We start from the raw sequence: 15,456 nt of genomic DNA, 5'->3' as shown, positions 1-15,456 counted from the left end.
AATCGCTCGCCCAGCGGTGCGTACCCTGAAGGACGCGAGGCTCCGCGCCTCCCCTTTCCCGAGGTCCACCGCCATGCAGCTGCGCTCCCTGCTCCTTCCCGCCGCCCTCCTGGTGTCCGTCCCGGCCTTCGCTCAGGACGCCGCCAAGGCGGGGCAGATCGAGGTCCCCGACTTCCGCGGCGTGGCGGTGAGCCATGGCATCCGCGCCGAGGTGAAGGTGGGCCCCAAGTCGGTGCGCCTGGAGGGCAACAAGGACGACGTGGCCCGGGTGAAGCTCGAGGTGAAGGACGGCGTGCTGACGACGCAGGTGGAGAAGACCTCCATGTTCTTCAACAAGGGGCTCAAGGACGTGCGCCTGTACGTCACCAGCCCGCGCGTGGAGAGCGTGGCGGCCAGCGGCGGCGCCGACGTGGACGCCGAGGCCACCCGCGTGGACAGCTTCGAGGTGGCGGCCAGCGGCGGCGCCGAGGTGGAGCTCTCCAAGGTGGACTCGCAGAACGTGCAGGTGGCGGCCAGCGGCGGCTCGGAGCTGAGGCTGGAGGGCCGCGCGGGTGAGCTGAAGGTCACCGGCAGCGGGGGCTCGATCATCGAGGCCGGCAAGCTGCGGACCGACTCGCTCGACGTGACGGCCAGCGGCGGCACCCGTGTCGAGGCCTCCCCCGAGCGCAGCATCCAGGGCGCGCTGTCCGGTGGCTCGACGGTGAAGGCCGGCAAGAAGCCCGCGAGCGTACAGGTGAACAGCTCGGGCGGTTCCCAGGTGCAGTACGAGTAGCTCTTGAAGTAGGAGTCGCGAGCGATGACGAGGTAACGGGGTGGGGACACGGGGCTGGGGGGCTTCGTGTCTCCACCCTTCTCGTTTCCAGGGACTCAGTTGAGCCGGAAGATGTTCTTGAGCCGCCCGAGGATGTCGAGCTCCTCGGACACGGGCACCGTCTCGCCCGAGGCCGTCATCGCCGCGTCCAGCTGCATGCGCCGGTGCGCCAGCATCCCCGACAGCTTCGGCGCCAGCTCGGGGTGCTCCTCGAAGAGGCGCGCGAACACCGGCCGGCCCAGCTCCAGCAGCACCACGTCCGTGAGCGCCACCACCGTCGCCGTGCGCGGCTCGCCCGTCAGCAGCGACATCTCCCCGAAGTAGTTGCCCCGCGACAGCCGCGACACCTCCACCCCGCCCGTGCGCACACTCAGCTCGCCCCGGCCCACCAGGTAGAAGGTGTTGCCCTTCTCTCCCTGTTCAATCACGTGCTCGCCCCGGGCGAAGCGCCTCGGCACCATCTCCTGCCGCAGCCGCGCCCGCTCCTCCTCGCGCAGCACCTTGAAGAGATCCACCCGCCGCAACATGTCGGCGACCATCTCCTCGGAGAACTCGGAGCCCGGCGCACCCAGGTGCATGTTCAGCTTGCGCTGCGCGGGCAGCTCGATGCCCTCGCGCCGGAAGCGGTACCAGATGCGCGTGTAGAACTCCGCCATCACCGCGTCCGCCTGCGAGAAGTCCTCCACGTAGTAGCGCACCTGGTAGCGGATGCCGAGCTCCTCGAAGCCCACCGTACGGCACATCGGCGGCGGCGCGCTCAGCACCAGCGGCACCTGCTCCAGCACCTCCAGCACCGCCTCCTTCACCTCGTTGGGCGCCCGGTCGTACGGGCCATGGAAGGACAGATCCATCCCCACCGGCTGCCCGCCCTTGGAGTAGTTCTTCACCGCCTCCTTGGAGCAGACGTTGTTGGGCAGGGTGATGATCTCCTTGCGCGACGTCTCCAGCCGCGTGGCCCGCCACGCCACCTGCACCACCCGCCCGGTGATCTCCTTGATGGTGACCCAGTCACCCACCTGGTAGGGGCGCTCGAGCTGCAAGGACAGGCCCGCGAAGAGGTTGCCCAGCGTGTCCTGCATCGCGAGACCCAGCACCACCGAGACGATCGCCGACGTGGCCAGCAGGCTCGTCAGATCGATGGCCAGCTCGGCGCGGAGGATGGGCACCACCGCGATGACGTAGAGCGAGATCTCCACCACGTCCCGGAGGATCTTCGGCGGCGGCGTCCGGATGCCCAGGTGTGTCAGCGTCAGGATGGCCAGCGACATCCCCGCCCGGATGCCGCCAAAGGCGAAGGTGAGCATCCACGCCACGCGCAGCAGCGGCAGCACCCGCGGGTGCAACTGCTCACCGAACTGCCCCTCCACCACGCGCAGCACCAGGAACGTCATCAGGAAGCCGAGCGCTCCGCCCAGCTCCTTGCGGAACTGCGTGTCCGAGCTCGCCGCCCGCACACCGATGACCAGCAGCGTGAGGAGGACACCCGAGATCAGCGAGAGATTGCTCTGCAGGAAGGCCAGCACTCCGCGAGCCTCCCCCTGGCTACGGAGGGGGTCAAGGCACGCGGAGTCTCGCTTCCAGGGATGAACACGGACACAGGCACCCTCACCCCGGGGGGCTTGCCCCCCCTTTGAACGACGGGGGGCTCCTCTCCCGGGGGGAGAGGGGAAATAGGGCGGATTTTTGTGACAGGGGAGCAATATGGTCCGGTGACGACCCTCACCCCCCGCCCTCTCCCAGAGGGAGAGGGAGCATGCGCAACCCATGAAACAGCACGCCCCGTCCGCCGAGCGCAACCGCGAGCCCCTCCTCCCCGTCCTCCGCGAGCTGCTGCCCTCGCGCGGCACCGTGCTCGAGGTGGCCAGCGGTACCGGTCAGCATGCCGTCTTCTTCGCCCGCGCCTTTCCGGAGCTCGTGTGGCAGCCCACCGATGCCGATCCCATCGCCCGGGCGAGCATCGACGCCTGGCGCCGGGAGGAAGGGCTGCCCAATGTGCGCGAGCCGCTCGCGCTGGACGCCCGTGCCTCCACCTGGCCCGTGCAGTCCGCGGACGCCCTCGTGTGCATCAACATGGTGCACATCTCCCCGTGGGAGGCGTGTCAGGGATTGATGCGCGGCGCCGCGCGGGTGCTGTCCCCGGGAGCGCCGCTCATCCTCTACGGGGCCTATTTCATCGAGGGCCGGCCCACCGCGCCGAGCAACCTCGCCTTCGATGCCTCGCTGCGCGAGCGCAACCCGGCCTGGGGCGTGCGCGAGCTGGGCGCCGTCACCGCCGAGGCCCGGGCCCACGGGCTGGAGCCCGACCGGGTCATCGACATGCCCAGCAACAACTTCACCGTCGTGTTCCGCCAGCGCGGCGGGTGAGGCTGTCGCGGGCTCACTTCGGCCGGAAGTCGAGCGCCACCGAGTTCATGCAGTAGCGCAGCCCCGTGGGCGGCGGGCCATCGTCGAACACATGCCCGAGGTGCGAGCCGCAGCGGCTGCACACCACCTCGGTGCGCGTCATGAACCAGCCCTTGTCCTCGCGGTGGTCCACGGCGTTGGGAGTGAGGGGCTGCCAGAAGCTCGGCCAGCCCGTGCCCGAGTCGAACTTGGTCTCCGAGCTGAACAGCGGCTGGCCACATGCCGCGCAGTGGTAGGTGCCCGCGGCCTTCAGGTCCCAGTACTTCCCCGTGAAGGCCCGCTCCGTGCCCTGCTTGCGCAACACCTTGTACTGCTCGGGTGTGAGCTGTTGCTTCCACTCCGCGTCTGTCTTCTGGACGGCGTACACCTTCGTGCCCTCCTCGTGGGAATGCCCGGGCTCCGGATCTCCCGCCGCCAGCCCTCCGAGCACCAGCAACGGCAGGAGCAGCAGCACCCCGTATCGGCTTCGTCTCTCGTGGCTCATATCTTGTGGATAAGTGGCTCGGCCCCTTTCGGTTACAGCAAGGCGCCGCGGGCCCCGCTTCTCCCCAGCGGGCGTGCCTCCCCGCTCCGTCCCCAAGTTCTCCACAAGCCCGCCGTCCACTCTCCCGCAGTGCCGCCGCGCGAGCCTCCCCACGAGAGCACGCTTCAGGTAGGCAGGAGGCCATGCCACGCACCCTCGGGGCCTCCAGGCCCGCCGTGTCTCCCCTGGGCCTCGGACTCGCTGCGCTCGGCCGCCCCGGCTACATCACCCTCGGCCATGGCGAGGATCTCGGAGGGGACCGCTCCGTCGAGGCCCTGGAGCGTCAGGCCCATGCGGTGCTGGATGCCGCGTATGGCGCGGGCCTGCGCTACTTCGATGCCGCCCGCTCCTATGGCCGTGCCGAGGCCTTCCTCGCCTCGTGGCTGAAAGCCCGCCACCTGCGCCCGGAGGACGTCACCGTGGGCTCCAAGTGGGGCTACACCTATACCGCCGGCTGGCACGTGGACGCCGAGCGCCACGAGGTGAAGGACCACTCGCTGCCCACCCTGCGCCGCCAATGGGGAGAGAGCCAGACGCTGCTCGGGCCCTGGCTGCGGCTGTATCAAATCCACTCCGCCACCTTCGAGAGCGGGGTGCTCGAGGACACGGGGGTGCTCGAGGAGCTCGGGCGGCTGAGGGACTCGGGCGTGCGGGTGGGGTTGTCGCTCAGCGGACCCAAGCAGGCGGAGGTGTTGCGGCGCGCCCTGGAGGTCCGGGCCGGCGGCTCACCGCTGTTCTCCTGCGTGCAGGCCACGTGGAACCTGCTGGAGCGCTCCGCGAGCCCCGCGCTCGCCGAGGCCCATGCCGCGGGTTGGGGCGTCATCATCAAGGAGGCCGTAGCCAACGGGCGGCTCACGGCGCGCAACGAGGATCCAGCGTTGCGGCCCCTGCGCGAGGTGGCCGGAGAGCTGGGTGCCACGGTGGACGCGGTGGCCCTCGCCGCGGTGCTCGCGCAGCCGTGGGTGTCCGTGGTGCTCAGCGGGGCCACCACCGTGGAGCAACTCCAGAGCAACCTGCGCGCGCTGGAGGTGAAGCTCGGGGTCGAGGCGCACGAGAGGCTGCGCCGCCTCATCGAGCCACCGGAGACGTACTGGGCCAGACGCTCCGCCCTGCCGTGGAACTGAGGGAGCACTCCCAAGAGGGAGACCTTCCGGATGCGGCCGGGAGCAACTGGTCCGATTGTTGGACCAGTTGACGACAAGCGCGAACGGCGGAGGCTACCGGGGCAGCGGGGCCGTCAGCGTGGAGAACATCAGCTTCAGCGCCGCGTCCTGCCCGGCCAGCAGCTTCGTCGAGCCCACCACCCACTTCACCGTGCGCCGTGAAATCTTCACGGTCTGGCGCTCCAGCACCGCCGCGTTGCCATACAGCTTGCGCAGCGTCATCACCGCGAGGAACAACGGCCAGAGGCAGAACAGGCGAATGCCCCGCTCCTGCCCCGGCAGCGCCATCACGTAATCGAAGGCCTTGCGCAGCTCCCGGTGCGCCACCGCCACCATCTGCCCGTGCGCCTTCATCGCCTCGCCCCGGTTGCCGGGCTCCAGCAGCGCCTCGGGCGTCAGGCCGTGCTCAGCCAGCAGCGTCCTCGGCAGCCAGCAACTGCCGCGCTCCAGGTCCTCGCGCACGTCCTTGAGGATGTTGGTGAGCTGCAGCGCGTTGCCGAACGCCACCGCCCGCGGCTCCAGCGCCGCCGCCCGCTCGGCGATGGCCGGCGAGTACCACTGGAAGAGCCGCGTCAGCATCTCCCCCACCGTCCCCGCCACGTAGTAGCAGTACTCCAGCGTCTCCTCGAGGCTCGCCAGCCCCAGGCCTCCTCCCGAGGCCCGCCCCTTGTCCCCCATCTTCCCCATGCCCTTCGTCATGGTCGCCACGCAGGAGGCCACGTGCTCGCGCACCGGGGCCGCGTGCAACGCCAGCGCCTCCAGCACCCGCGCCGTCCCCTCCACCAGCCGCACCTCCGCCTCCGGCGCCTGCGCCCGCAGCACCCGTGCTCCCTCTTCCGAGAAGCGCCGCGCGTCCTCCTCCCACCCGGCCGGCAGCGTGCTCAGCCGCGCCAGCTCCGCCAGCAGCACCTCGCTCGCCGGGCCGTGCGCCTCGTCCTCCAGCGTGTCGGCGATCCGGCACAGCAGGTAGGCCACCATCACCGCCGTGTCCAACGGGCGCGGCAACACGGGAATGTTCATCGCGAAGGTGCGCGACACCGCCGGCAGCACCTCCCGGCAGAAGGCGATGGCGGCGGGCTCGGGCTGCACCGGCATCTGGGGTGACGCGAGTGGCTGTGACGGCTCGTCCCTGGACATGAGGACGTACGGACGATCTTCCATCGCTCTCCCACTCGGCACGAGGCGCGGCATTACCCCAGACCGGCGCCGGGTGCACGCAATCCGTTCGTCTTCACCGTTCCCCGGGCTGCTTCGGCGCGGGCACCTTCCCAGCGGGCTCCAGGGCGTTCACCACATAACCGTCGCCCTCGATCGTGAAGCGCGCCCGCACTTCCTGTCCTGGCTGCAGCGCCTGGCGCCGGTCCGGGGTGAAGTGCGTCTCCTGCGTCAGCTCGAGCGGGAAGACGGCCCCGCCATGCCGCAGCCACACCTGGTCCCCCTGCACGTTGATCACCTCGCCGAGCAGCTCGCCCCGCCGCGTCTCCTCCGTGCCGGCCATGCCCGAGCCGCCCACGCCCGCCCCTTCGTCCGTGACGGGAATGTCATCCGTGTGCGGCGTCTGGCGGAAGTCCGCCATGTTGTCGGGGATGTCCTCGGGCAGGCGCTGCGCGTCGACGTTGCCGCGCTCACCGCCCAGCACCTCCTGCGCGCCCGCCGGGGCCACCAGCCCGAGCACGGCGAGCCATGCCAACGCCTTGCGTGCCATGGGAGCCTCCTGTGTCTGTGTTTCCCTCATGGAGATGGGGTGCCCGAGCCGCCCACGCCCGGTGTCTCCCCCGCGGAGGAAGCCGGAGGGAGGGCCTCGTCCGAGAGCAGGAGGGCCAGGAGGGCGCCTTCCTCGGCGGCACCCAGGGGCACGGCGTCCTCGGGAATGCGCAGCGTCACGGGGACGGGAGGGCCGCGGGTGACGTCGCACGTGCGCCAGCCCGAGTAGTGGTTGCCGGCCATGGGCAGCGAGTAGGCACAGCCGCCCACGCTGCCGGAGATTCCCGTGGGTGTCAGCGTCAGCTCGGCCGGGTCCGCGCCGAACCAGCCGTGCAGGGACAGCCCGGGTTGGGGCGCGCGCGAGAGGGCGGTGAGCTCCACGGAGGCGCCGGCGGCCCGGCCGGTGATGGCACCGTCCCCGTTCCACTTCAAGTCCACGGGCCGGCCGTGGAGGGTGCCGCGCAGGCCCTCTTTGACGCGGCGCAGGTGGAGGCCACCGCCGGAGATGGACTCGGCGCCGACGCGCAGCTGGAGGCGGCGCTCGCCTACCTGGAGCAGGAGGGACTCCCGGACGGAGACGGTCACCTGGGCGGCGGCGGGCGGGCCGAGGCCCAGCATCAGCACCACCGCCAGGGCAGCGAGGACGCCGCGCCTCGGGAACGCGGGCTTTGTCACGGTGTCACCTGCCTTTCGTCGACCCCACTCAAGCTAGGGGCGCGGACGCCGGGCAGGAACGGGTGCTCCCCTGGATGCTCCACGGGCGGGTCCAGGTCCGTGCCTAGAGAACGGGAATGCCCAGGTGAGTACCCAGGGGCTCGAGCTGCTCTCGGAGCTCGTTCTCGTGAATCACCATCCCCAGCAGTTGGGAGTCCACACGATGGGGGACGCGAACCACATCCGTCGTGTCATAGATGAAGTCGACGAGCGGCCGATCATCCTGTGACCACCAGCGGGTGATGCAGACCCAGCGGGAGAAGGCAGCGCACCGCATGAACCAGGTCAACCGTTCCGCTGGCAACTGGGTATCGAAGCCGGCCTTCAGCCCGACGAGATCCTCCAGGTAGCTGCCGGCCCGGACGAAGAACATCTCACAGCTTGCCTGGGAGTCTCCGCTCAGTTCCCAGACCAGTTCCGCGAAATGGCTCGCCATGGCCGAGATGTCCTCGGCCGAAACCCGAAGCTTCGGATACACGGGCACGATGGCGAGGCGGATGAGCAGCGGCTCCTCCTGCTGTCCTTCGTCCCGCTCGATATCCAGGAACAGCCCTTCCCGCGGGCGAAGCTCCAGTGCGGCCCGGGCATACGGACCGAGCCGATCGTCATGAACGTAGAGCTGATCCATCCGCATGCTGCGGGTGGGCAGCTCGAAGGCGAGCTCCAGCCGCGGAAAACCGAGGCGATACCCCACCGCGGTCACGGCGTGTGCCTCGGGCATGTCCGGACTGCCCAACACCAGGATGACGGGGAGGCCCGAGCGCAGGTAGCAGTGAACCATGGCCAGGAAGTGCGCCGCGCCTCCCTCGGCCTTCAGGATCTCGGGGGCAAAGCCACACTCGCGGATGGCATCCGTCAATTGGGCCTGGGTCAGCCCCCGGGACGGCAGCGGTCTGCCCTCGCTCACACTGTGGCGCGCGGCGGCTTCGGCAATGAAGGCGGGCGTGGGCGCACGGCTTCCCTCGAGCCGTGCCACGCGTGACATGGCCATCCACAGGGCCGCCGTCGCGCAGGCCCCTACCGCGCGATCCTGCTGCTGGAAGGCCAGCCCGGTGACAGACAGCTCCAATCCGAGCAGGTGCACCGTGTTCCGGGTCAGGGTGGAGATGTGCCGCTCGGGCTGGTCATCCCGTACTCTGAGGAGGGTCCGCCCGATGGGCACGTGTGGCAGCGGCCGGATGACGGCGAAGCCGAGATAGCTCCCACTGAGCGCCTTCTCGACCTCCGCCTTCGCGCTGGGGGATTCGATCGCTCTCGCCAGCTCGTCATCCAGCTCCGCCTCCGACAAGGAGCGGGAGAAGAAGTGGATGCGATGGCACACGCTCGGGGGCGGATTCAGGCAACGGGCGTAGTAGAGGCTGAACTCCTCGGCGAAGTGCCGATCCACGTAGTGCCGCTCGACCACGAAGCTTTTGGCTCCCAGCCAGGCCGCGTAACGCCCGAGGTAGGCCACCTGATCCACTTCAGGATCCTCGGACACCGCACCCGAGGCCTCACGCACCACGGCCGTGAGATCCTCGAGGATGAACGAATGGCAGCTGACCTCGTTGGTCGGACGCTTCATCAAGAGCGCCGATTAGCAGCTAACGGATGCGGATGCGAAGGTCCGAGTCGCTGAGTACACCCAGGGCCCTTCCCGAGGCGGCGGCCTTCCGGGTCAGGTCCTCCGAACGCCGCAGCAACTCGAGCAGCCGCTTCAGGGAGACCGGAGTGGGTTCCGAGGCGCTCCGAGGGCCGACGTCTGGAAGATTCTCCTGATTTTCAGGTTTTTCCGACATTTTTCCGCCCTTTGCGCGCGCTCAGGTGCCTGCAATTGATTGCACCCACCGCCAACGGAGCGCAAGGGGAACCCGTCAACTCGACGCCCTGGCGGACCTTGCCACGCGGCAACGTTGCAGGCTCTCTTCCACCTCTACCTGCCGGGCAAGGGAGCCCTCTAGAGGGCCGGACGACTTATGCATAAGTAGGGCCTCGAGGGGCTCGACTCATCTATGAGTGGAACCCGGCTTACGCGTAAGGCAACGCTCCCAGCGCACATATTCCTACACCGACAGGGGTCGGGCCAGGACTCGCCTGCTGCGAATCCACCTTCGTTCTCCGCATAGGGTGCGGAGAAAGCATGGTGGGCTGCGGCACGTATCGCCATATTCTCCGCGAAAGGTGCGGAGAAACAACGTGTATCTCTGGCAAAACCAGGAATGGCCGAGCTTCGCCTGGAGGGAGGGTGAGGTGCTCAGGCTCCTCGCTGAAGCGCGTTACAAGCAGGGCCACCTTCTCGGAGGCATGGTCCGGCTGGGTTTCGAGCTCCGGCTGGAGGCCCAGGTCCACGCGGTCACCGAGGACGTGCTCAAGAGCTCTGAAATCGAGGGGGAACTCCTGGATCGGGAGAGCGTCCGATCCTCCGTCGCGAGGCGGCTCGGCGTGCCCGACGCCGCGCTGACCGAGTCCGATCGCAAGACGGAGGAAGTCGTGGCGATGATGCTGGACGCCACTGGGAACTTCGCCGAGCCCCTCACGAAGGAACGGTTGGTGGGCTGGCATGCCGCGCTCTTCCCAACGGGCTACTCCGGATTCCATCGCATCAAGGTCGGTGGGTGGCGCACGGACTCGGAGGGACCGATGCAGGTGGTCTCCGGGCCCGTGGGCCGGACGAAGATCCATTATGAGGCGCCACCGGCGGAGCGGCTCGACACGGAGATGGAGCGGTTCCTGGACTGGTTCAACGCCCCTTCGCTGCTCGATGGCCTGCTTCGCGCGGCGCTGGCGCATCTCTGGTTCGTGACCGTGCACCCGTTCGACGATGGCAACGGCCGCATCGCACGTGCCATCACGGATATGGCCCTGGCGCAGCTCGAGCAATCCGGCCAGCGCTTCTACAGCGTCTCGAGTCAGATCCGGCTCGAACGCAGCGCGTACTACGACATGCTGGAGCACACCCAGAAGGGCTCTCTCGACGTCACCACCTGGCTCGTCTGGTTTCTCGAGTGCTACGCGCACGCCATCGACGCCGCCGAGGCCACGTGCGCCGGCGTACTGCGCAAGGCGGACTTCTGGCAGCGCTACGCACGCGAGCCCTTCAGCCCCCGGCAGAAGTCGGTGATGAACCGCCTCCTGGATGGCTTCGAAGGCAAGCTCACGGCGAAGAAGTGGGCGGCGCTCGGCAAGTGCTCCGTCGATACCGCCCAGCGTGATCTCACCGAGCTCGTGGCGCGCGGCATCCTCGTGAAGAACCCCGGCGGCAGCAAGAACACCAGCTACGCGCTCGCCTTCGATCAGCCCGGGTAGCCTGGCTCACGGGAGCTCCCTGGCGGCCTCACGGCGCCGCGCGCACCGGGTCCTCGTGGTGATCATGTCCCGGCCCGCCGAACGTTCCCGGCCAGGGTGCCTCGGCCGGCTCCAGCCCGGGCAGCGTGAAGCGCTGGAAGCGCGCCTTGCTGTCCGAGAACGGTGGATCGCACTCCCCGCAGCTCGTCGCTCCGTCCATCATCGTCAGCGAGCCCGGTCCCAGCTCGAAGAGCTGCGGCACCGTCTTCGGCGTGTAGCCCAGCTCGCACCGGAAGGCCTCGCTCCCATCCCCCGCCCTCACTCCCACCAGCACCGGCCTGCGTCCCTCCGCCGCGAAGCCTAGCACCATCGTCCGCTTCACCCCGCCCTCCGGCCACGTCCCCAACCTCAGCTCCTTCGACGCGAAGCTCGCCCCCGCCGGCAGCCGGTACGTCCACGCCGGCTCCAGCCCCGGCACCGCGTACCCCTCCAGCTTCGGAGACTCCGGCGGCGCCGTGTCCGGGTTCACCGTCGCCCCCTCGGGGCTCGGCACCAGCACCTCGCGCGTCGCCACCGCCCTCCCCAGCTTCAACGGCAGCGCCGCCACCGGCTCGCCATCCGACGTGCGCAGCGGCTGCGTGCCTCCCTCCGGCATCAACAGCCCCCTCACCAGCCCCAGCTCGCCTCCCGGGAAGGGCAGTGTCCTCCTCCAGCGCGGCACCCCGTCCGAGGAGAACGCCATCACCAGCGTCGGCGCCCCCGCCCTCAGCGGCGCCCCCGAGTTCACCGTCGGGCTGAACGTCACGTACAGGTCCCCCGCCGGATCCGACGCCAGCCCGAACGGGTGTGGGTGGTTGCACTCGGACAGCAGCGGATCCTCCAGCAGCTGCGCCGACACCAGCCCTCCCGCCGCGTTCAGCACCACCAGGTAGTACAGCCGGCACTGCGTCCTCGAGTCCTGTCCCGACGGGTACGCCTCGAAGAGCGCCGCCAGCCGGTCCGGCGCCATCACCGCCAGCCGCGCCATGAAGAGCGTCGAGGACTTCTGCGCGATGTCCGGCCTCGCCCTGCCCAGATCGAAGCTCCACCGCGGCGCCGCCGTCGCTCGCTCCATCAGCGACACCTTCCCCTGCTGCGGCAGGTCCATGCACAGCAGCCGGTCGTTCCACAACATGCACCGCCGGCCCGTCACCTGCGCCTGCACCGCCCCCTCCCCCGCCGCGTCCAGCACCGGCTTCTCGAAGAAGCCCGCCAGCGTCACGTCCCCCTCGGGGCCCACCAGCAGATCGTGCAGCTTCTGATCCCGCTCCGCCGCGTCGTACGTCCAGTCCGGCAGCAGGGGCCTCGCCGCCGGCCGCTCGCACACCGAGCCCCGGCACCGGCCCTCGCCCTGGCACGGCGAGGCGGGCGCGCACACGAAGTGGTCCGGCGGATCCCGCTTCACGCACGTCCCCTCCACGCACACGTCCGCCAGATCGCACCCGCGGGCCTCGCCGCAGAAGGTGCCGTTGCGCGCGGCCCGGAGCTGGCAGCCCCGCTGCGGATCGCACCAGCCCTCCTGGCACACCCCATCTCCCGGGCATGGCGGCGCGGGCACCGCCTGGCACCCATCCAGCGGGCTGCACACGTCCGTGGTGCACGCGTTGCCGTCGTCACACACCCGCTCGCGCCCCTGGCAGTGGCCCTGCTGGCACACCGCGTCCAGCACGCACGCGTTGCCCGGATCGCACCCCGTGCCGTCCTCCAGCACCTCCTCCACGCACTCCTCGCGCCCGGTGTCGAACGTGAAGCGGTGGCAGGCCGAGGGCATGGGACAGGGCGGCGTTGGCCGGGCCTCCCCCTCCAGCCGCAGCGTCACCGTGCGGCCCCCCTCCTCCGTGCCCACCAGCGTGGCCGAGAACGTCCCGGGCGCCTCGGGCGCGAAGAGCACCTTCACCGTGGCCTCCTCCGAGGGCCCCACCCGCTCCGGCAGCCCGCGCACCGAGAAGGGCCCCTGCACCCCGTTCCACGCCACCCTCACCCCGGCCCGGCCCGCGCTCACCACCCGGACCGAACCCTCCCGCGAGGCACCCACGTACGTGGCCGGAAAGGCCAGCGCCTCCTGCGAGAAGCGCACCTGGCTGGTGGACCCCACCAGCGGCGGCTGCTCCTCACGGCAGGCCCCCAGCAGCCCGCACAGCAGCATCGCCGCCAGCACCCGCCCCCAGCCGTCCACTCTCGTTCCGCTCGCCATGCGTGAGTCCCCGCTCTCACGGCTATAGCCCTCGCCCCCGCCTTCCACGAGGGGCCCGGCCCACATCCGCCGCCGTCCCGTTCACCAGCCCACCCTCGCACGCACTGGCGTTTCTACGGTCCACCCCGGGGGGGAGTCCCTCCAACCCCTCGGAATCACGGGAGTCACCCCCGGTATGCTTCTCGCACCTTCCGGAGTCATGGCTTCCATCGAATCCGCCATTTCCGAGCAATTGGCGCAGGCCTTCACGGTCTGCATCCCGTACGAGCTCCAGCCGGGGATGGATCAGCTGCCGGCCGATACCCGCCACACCCTGCTCGGCGAGCTCTTCCGCCTCGCCGTCCAGGCCTGGCAGGAGCGCTGCCTGCTGCCCCGCCACGGCCCCGTCACCCTGGAGTTCCTCCTGGCCGGCTGCGACGTGGGCATCGAGCTGGATGCGCCCCGGGCCCGCCTCACCCTCGTCTCGCTCATCCGCGGCCGCTACTGAGGGGCCCGGAGCCGGGGGCGGTTCTCCACAGTTCCACTTGTCCCCAGGGCCCTCTGTTTCTGTACTGAGTGAAGAGAGTATTAGATCAATCAGGGGTAACAGCAGGGTCTGTGGGCTTGTGGAAAAGTCGGTAAGCGACCGGAACCACTGAGGAATCCCGAAGCTGCTACATGTGGGGAAGTTGGAGCTTATCCCCGGCCTCCCACAGGGTGTGGATCATCCCCGGGGTTATCCACAGCGGGGGCCCGGTCCATCCACAGGCCGTCCACAGGGTGCGTGGGCTATGGTTGGGCCCATGTCCGCACCGGTCCGCGGGGCCCCCCACGCCCAGAATTCCGCCCTCCCTGATCCGCACCGGGGCGAGCCCATCGGAAGATACCAGGTGCTCACGCAGCTGTCGGTGGGAGGCATGGCGGAGCTGTTCCTGGGCTTCACCTCGGGGCCGGGTGGGTTCCGCAAGTATGTAGCACTCAAGCGGGTGCTGCCGGACGCGCGGGGCGACGAGCAGTTCGAGAAGATGTTCCTGGATGAAGCGCGCATCACCGCGGCGCTCAACCACCCCAACATCGGGCAGGTGTTCGAGCTGGGGCAGGACGGCGAGGGCCTGTTCCTGGCGATGGAGTTCATCGCGGGGCAGAACCTCAACCAGGTGGCCCAGGTGTGCCGGCGCCGGGGCAAGGCGCTGCCGGTGGGCTTCAGCCTGGCGGTGGTGCGCGACGTGTGCCTGGCGCTGCACTACGCGCATGCCTTCACCACGCCCGGGGGCAAGCCCTACCCCGTCATCCACCGGGACGTGGCGCAGAAGAACGTGATGGTGACGTACGACGGGGTGGTGAAGCTGCTGGACTTCGGCATCGCCAAGGCGCGCGACGGCGCGGTGCGCACCCAGGTGGGCATGGTGAAGGGCACCACCGGCTACATGTCCCCGGAGCAGGTGCGCGGCGAGCCGCTGGATGGGCGCAGTGACTTGTTCGCCGCGGGGGTGATGCTCCACGAGCTGCTCACCGGCCAGCGGCTCTTCTCGGGGGAGAGCGAGCGCCAGGAGATGGAGATGATCCTGGATGCGCCCATCCCGGCGCCGAAGGTGGCGGGGCTGCCCGCGGAGGTGCCGGCGGTGGTGCTCAAGGCGCTGGCGCGCGACCGGGAGCAGCGCTACGCGAGCGGCCGGGAGATGGCGCGGGCGATCGAAGCGGCGGCGGGCCCCCTGCTGATGGACTCGGAGCAGCGAGCCGCCTTCATGCTCGAGCACTTCCAGGATCGGATGCAGACGACGCGCCGGCTGCTGGAGAGCGCCGAGCCGGTGAAGGAGCCGGGGGACCCGGAGGCGGAGCGGCTATCCCCGGCGGGCGAGGAGCCGGGGATGGCGCCCACGGATGCGAGCCCCCTGCCGCAGGGGGTGCGCGCGGAGAAGGCGGAGGCGGCGCGGGCGGAGGCGAAGCCGCCGGCGCGGGGACAGGGAGCGCGCAGGACGGAGACGGGCGAGGCACCCGCGACGGGAGTGCTCACCACGGGCAGGGTGGTGACGCGCGAGCAGCCCGCGGCGACGCGGGAGACGGCCCGGACTCCGGCGCCGCAAACGCGGAAAGGAACGGGGAGGTTCTGGGCGGCGATCATCGCGCTGCTGGTGGTGGGAGGAAGCGCGGGCTACGGCGCGGTGAAGCTGGTCTCGGCGATCAAGGCCCAGGAGGCGGAGGGGACACCCATTCCCCTGCCGGTGGGAGACATCTCACCGATGACGCCCATCGAGCCGCCGGGCCAGAAGAAGGCGGAGCCGGGTGCCGCGGCGCAGGCCATCGCGCAGCCGCAGCCTCCGGCGGAGACGCGGGAAGCCCCGGAGGAGCCGGCGAAGAAGGAGGGTGAGGGCGAGCCCGTGCGCAGCGTGAAGCAGGGAGCGCTGACGCTGGTCATCCTGCCGGAGGCCGAGGTGTTCCTGAATGGGCGCTCGCTGGGGAAGACGCCGCTCATCAAGACGCCGGTGCCGGTGGGCAGACACCTGCTGCGCATCAAGGGCGCGGATGGGAAGCGGCGGCAGCTGTCGGTTCCCATCCAGGCGGGCAAGACGGCGCAGTTCAAGCTCAAGCTGACGGATATCCCCGAGCGCTGAGCCGATGCGCTCCCTCTCCCTTTGGGAGAGGGCTGGGGTGAGGGTCTTCC

General features: G+C 69.9%; 13 protein-coding genes. 6 read left to right on the top strand and 7 right to left on the bottom strand.

Annotated elements, in window-relative coordinates; all coding sequences use genetic code 11:
* Window positions 1-73 precede the first annotated feature (73 nt).
* Window positions 74-772: a head GIN domain-containing protein gene (locus tag NR798_RS00440; RefSeq protein WP_375769380.1), complete on the top strand. Its 699-nt coding sequence runs from the start codon at window positions 74-76 to the stop codon at window positions 770-772.
* Between the two features lie 95 nt (window positions 773-867).
* Here NR798_RS00440 and NR798_RS00435 read toward each other — a convergent pair whose 3' ends face one another.
* The gene (locus NR798_RS00435; RefSeq protein ID WP_375769379.1) at window positions 868-2,334 is read right to left on the bottom strand and encodes a cyclic nucleotide-binding domain-containing protein; all 1,467 of its coding nucleotides are present in this window, start codon (window positions 2,332-2,334) and stop codon (window positions 868-870) included.
* A gap of 241 nt (window positions 2,335-2,575) precedes the next feature.
* On the opposite strand from NR798_RS00435, the gene NR798_RS00430 reads away from it, so the two are divergent.
* A complete protein-coding gene (locus NR798_RS00430) occupies window positions 2,576-3,175 on the top strand; it encodes a DUF938 domain-containing protein (RefSeq protein ID WP_375769378.1) in 600 nt (199 codons plus the stop codon).
* A gap of 13 nt (window positions 3,176-3,188) precedes the next feature.
* On the opposite strand, the gene msrB is transcribed toward NR798_RS00430, so the two are convergent.
* Window positions 3,189-3,668: a peptide-methionine (R)-S-oxide reductase MsrB gene (msrB, locus tag NR798_RS00425; RefSeq protein ID WP_375769377.1), complete on the bottom strand. Its 480-nt coding sequence runs from the start codon at window positions 3,666-3,668 to the stop codon at window positions 3,189-3,191.
* A 212-nt stretch (window positions 3,669-3,880) separates the two neighbouring features.
* Between msrB and NR798_RS00420 the strand changes: the two genes are divergently transcribed.
* Window positions 3,881-4,861 (top strand): aldo/keto reductase, encoded by a 981-nt coding sequence (locus tag NR798_RS00420; protein WP_375769376.1) that lies wholly within the window; start codon window positions 3,881-3,883, stop codon window positions 4,859-4,861.
* Between the two features lie 93 nt (window positions 4,862-4,954).
* On the opposite strand, the gene NR798_RS00415 is transcribed toward NR798_RS00420, so the two are convergent.
* The 4 genes from NR798_RS00415 to NR798_RS00400 all read right to left on the bottom strand — a co-directional run bounded on the left by NR798_RS00415 (window position 4,955) and on the right by NR798_RS00400 (window position 8,882).
* Window positions 4,955-6,061, bottom strand: a complete 1,107-nt coding sequence (locus NR798_RS00415) for a phytoene/squalene synthase family protein (protein ID WP_375769375.1) — start codon at window positions 6,059-6,061, stop codon at window positions 4,955-4,957.
* Between the two features lie 70 nt (window positions 6,062-6,131).
* Window positions 6,132-6,605, bottom strand: coding sequence for a hypothetical protein (locus NR798_RS00410; RefSeq protein WP_375769374.1), 474 nt, complete (start codon window positions 6,603-6,605; stop codon window positions 6,132-6,134).
* A gap of 26 nt (window positions 6,606-6,631) precedes the next feature.
* The gene (locus NR798_RS00405) at window positions 6,632-7,279 is read right to left on the bottom strand and encodes a hypothetical protein (protein ID WP_375769373.1); all 648 of its coding nucleotides are present in this window, start codon (window positions 7,277-7,279) and stop codon (window positions 6,632-6,634) included.
* Window positions 7,280-7,382: 103 nt separating this feature from the next.
* A complete protein-coding gene (locus NR798_RS00400) occupies window positions 7,383-8,882 on the bottom strand; it encodes a hypothetical protein (protein WP_375769372.1) in 1,500 nt (499 codons plus the stop codon).
* A gap of 431 nt (window positions 8,883-9,313) precedes the next feature.
* Here NR798_RS00400 and NR798_RS00395 point away from each other — a divergent pair, with 431 nt between their 5' ends.
* Window positions 9,314-10,603 carry a Fic family protein gene (locus NR798_RS00395; protein WP_375769371.1) on the top strand — a complete coding sequence of 430 codons (1,290 nt, stop codon included), beginning with the start codon at window positions 9,314-9,316 and terminating at the stop codon, window positions 10,601-10,603.
* A gap of 28 nt (window positions 10,604-10,631) precedes the next feature.
* Here the strand turns inward: NR798_RS00395 and NR798_RS00390 are convergent, their stop codons facing one another.
* Entirely contained in the window at window positions 10,632-12,815 is a 2,184-nt protein-coding gene (locus tag NR798_RS00390; protein ID WP_375769370.1) for a tenascin-X, read from the bottom strand.
* Window positions 12,816-13,014: 199 nt separating this feature from the next.
* Between NR798_RS00390 and NR798_RS00385 the strand changes: the two genes are divergently transcribed.
* A complete protein-coding gene (locus NR798_RS00385) occupies window positions 13,015-13,302 on the top strand; it encodes a hypothetical protein (RefSeq protein ID WP_375769369.1) in 288 nt (95 codons plus the stop codon).
* Between the two features lie 295 nt (window positions 13,303-13,597).
* On the top strand, window positions 13,598-15,406 hold the full coding sequence (locus NR798_RS00380; RefSeq protein ID WP_375769368.1) for a protein kinase: 1,809 nt from the start codon (window positions 13,598-13,600) through the stop codon (window positions 15,404-15,406).
* Window positions 15,407-15,456 lie beyond the last annotated feature (50 nt).

Origin of the sequence: Archangium gephyra, from assembly GCF_042230915.1 — a bacterium.
In the GTDB taxonomy this organism is placed as follows: Bacteria; Myxococcota; Myxococcia; order Myxococcales; family Myxococcaceae; genus Archangium; species Archangium gephyra_B.
The sequence above is the reverse complement of the archived record's forward strand: the minus strand, read 5'-3'. Positions and strand labels throughout refer to the sequence as shown.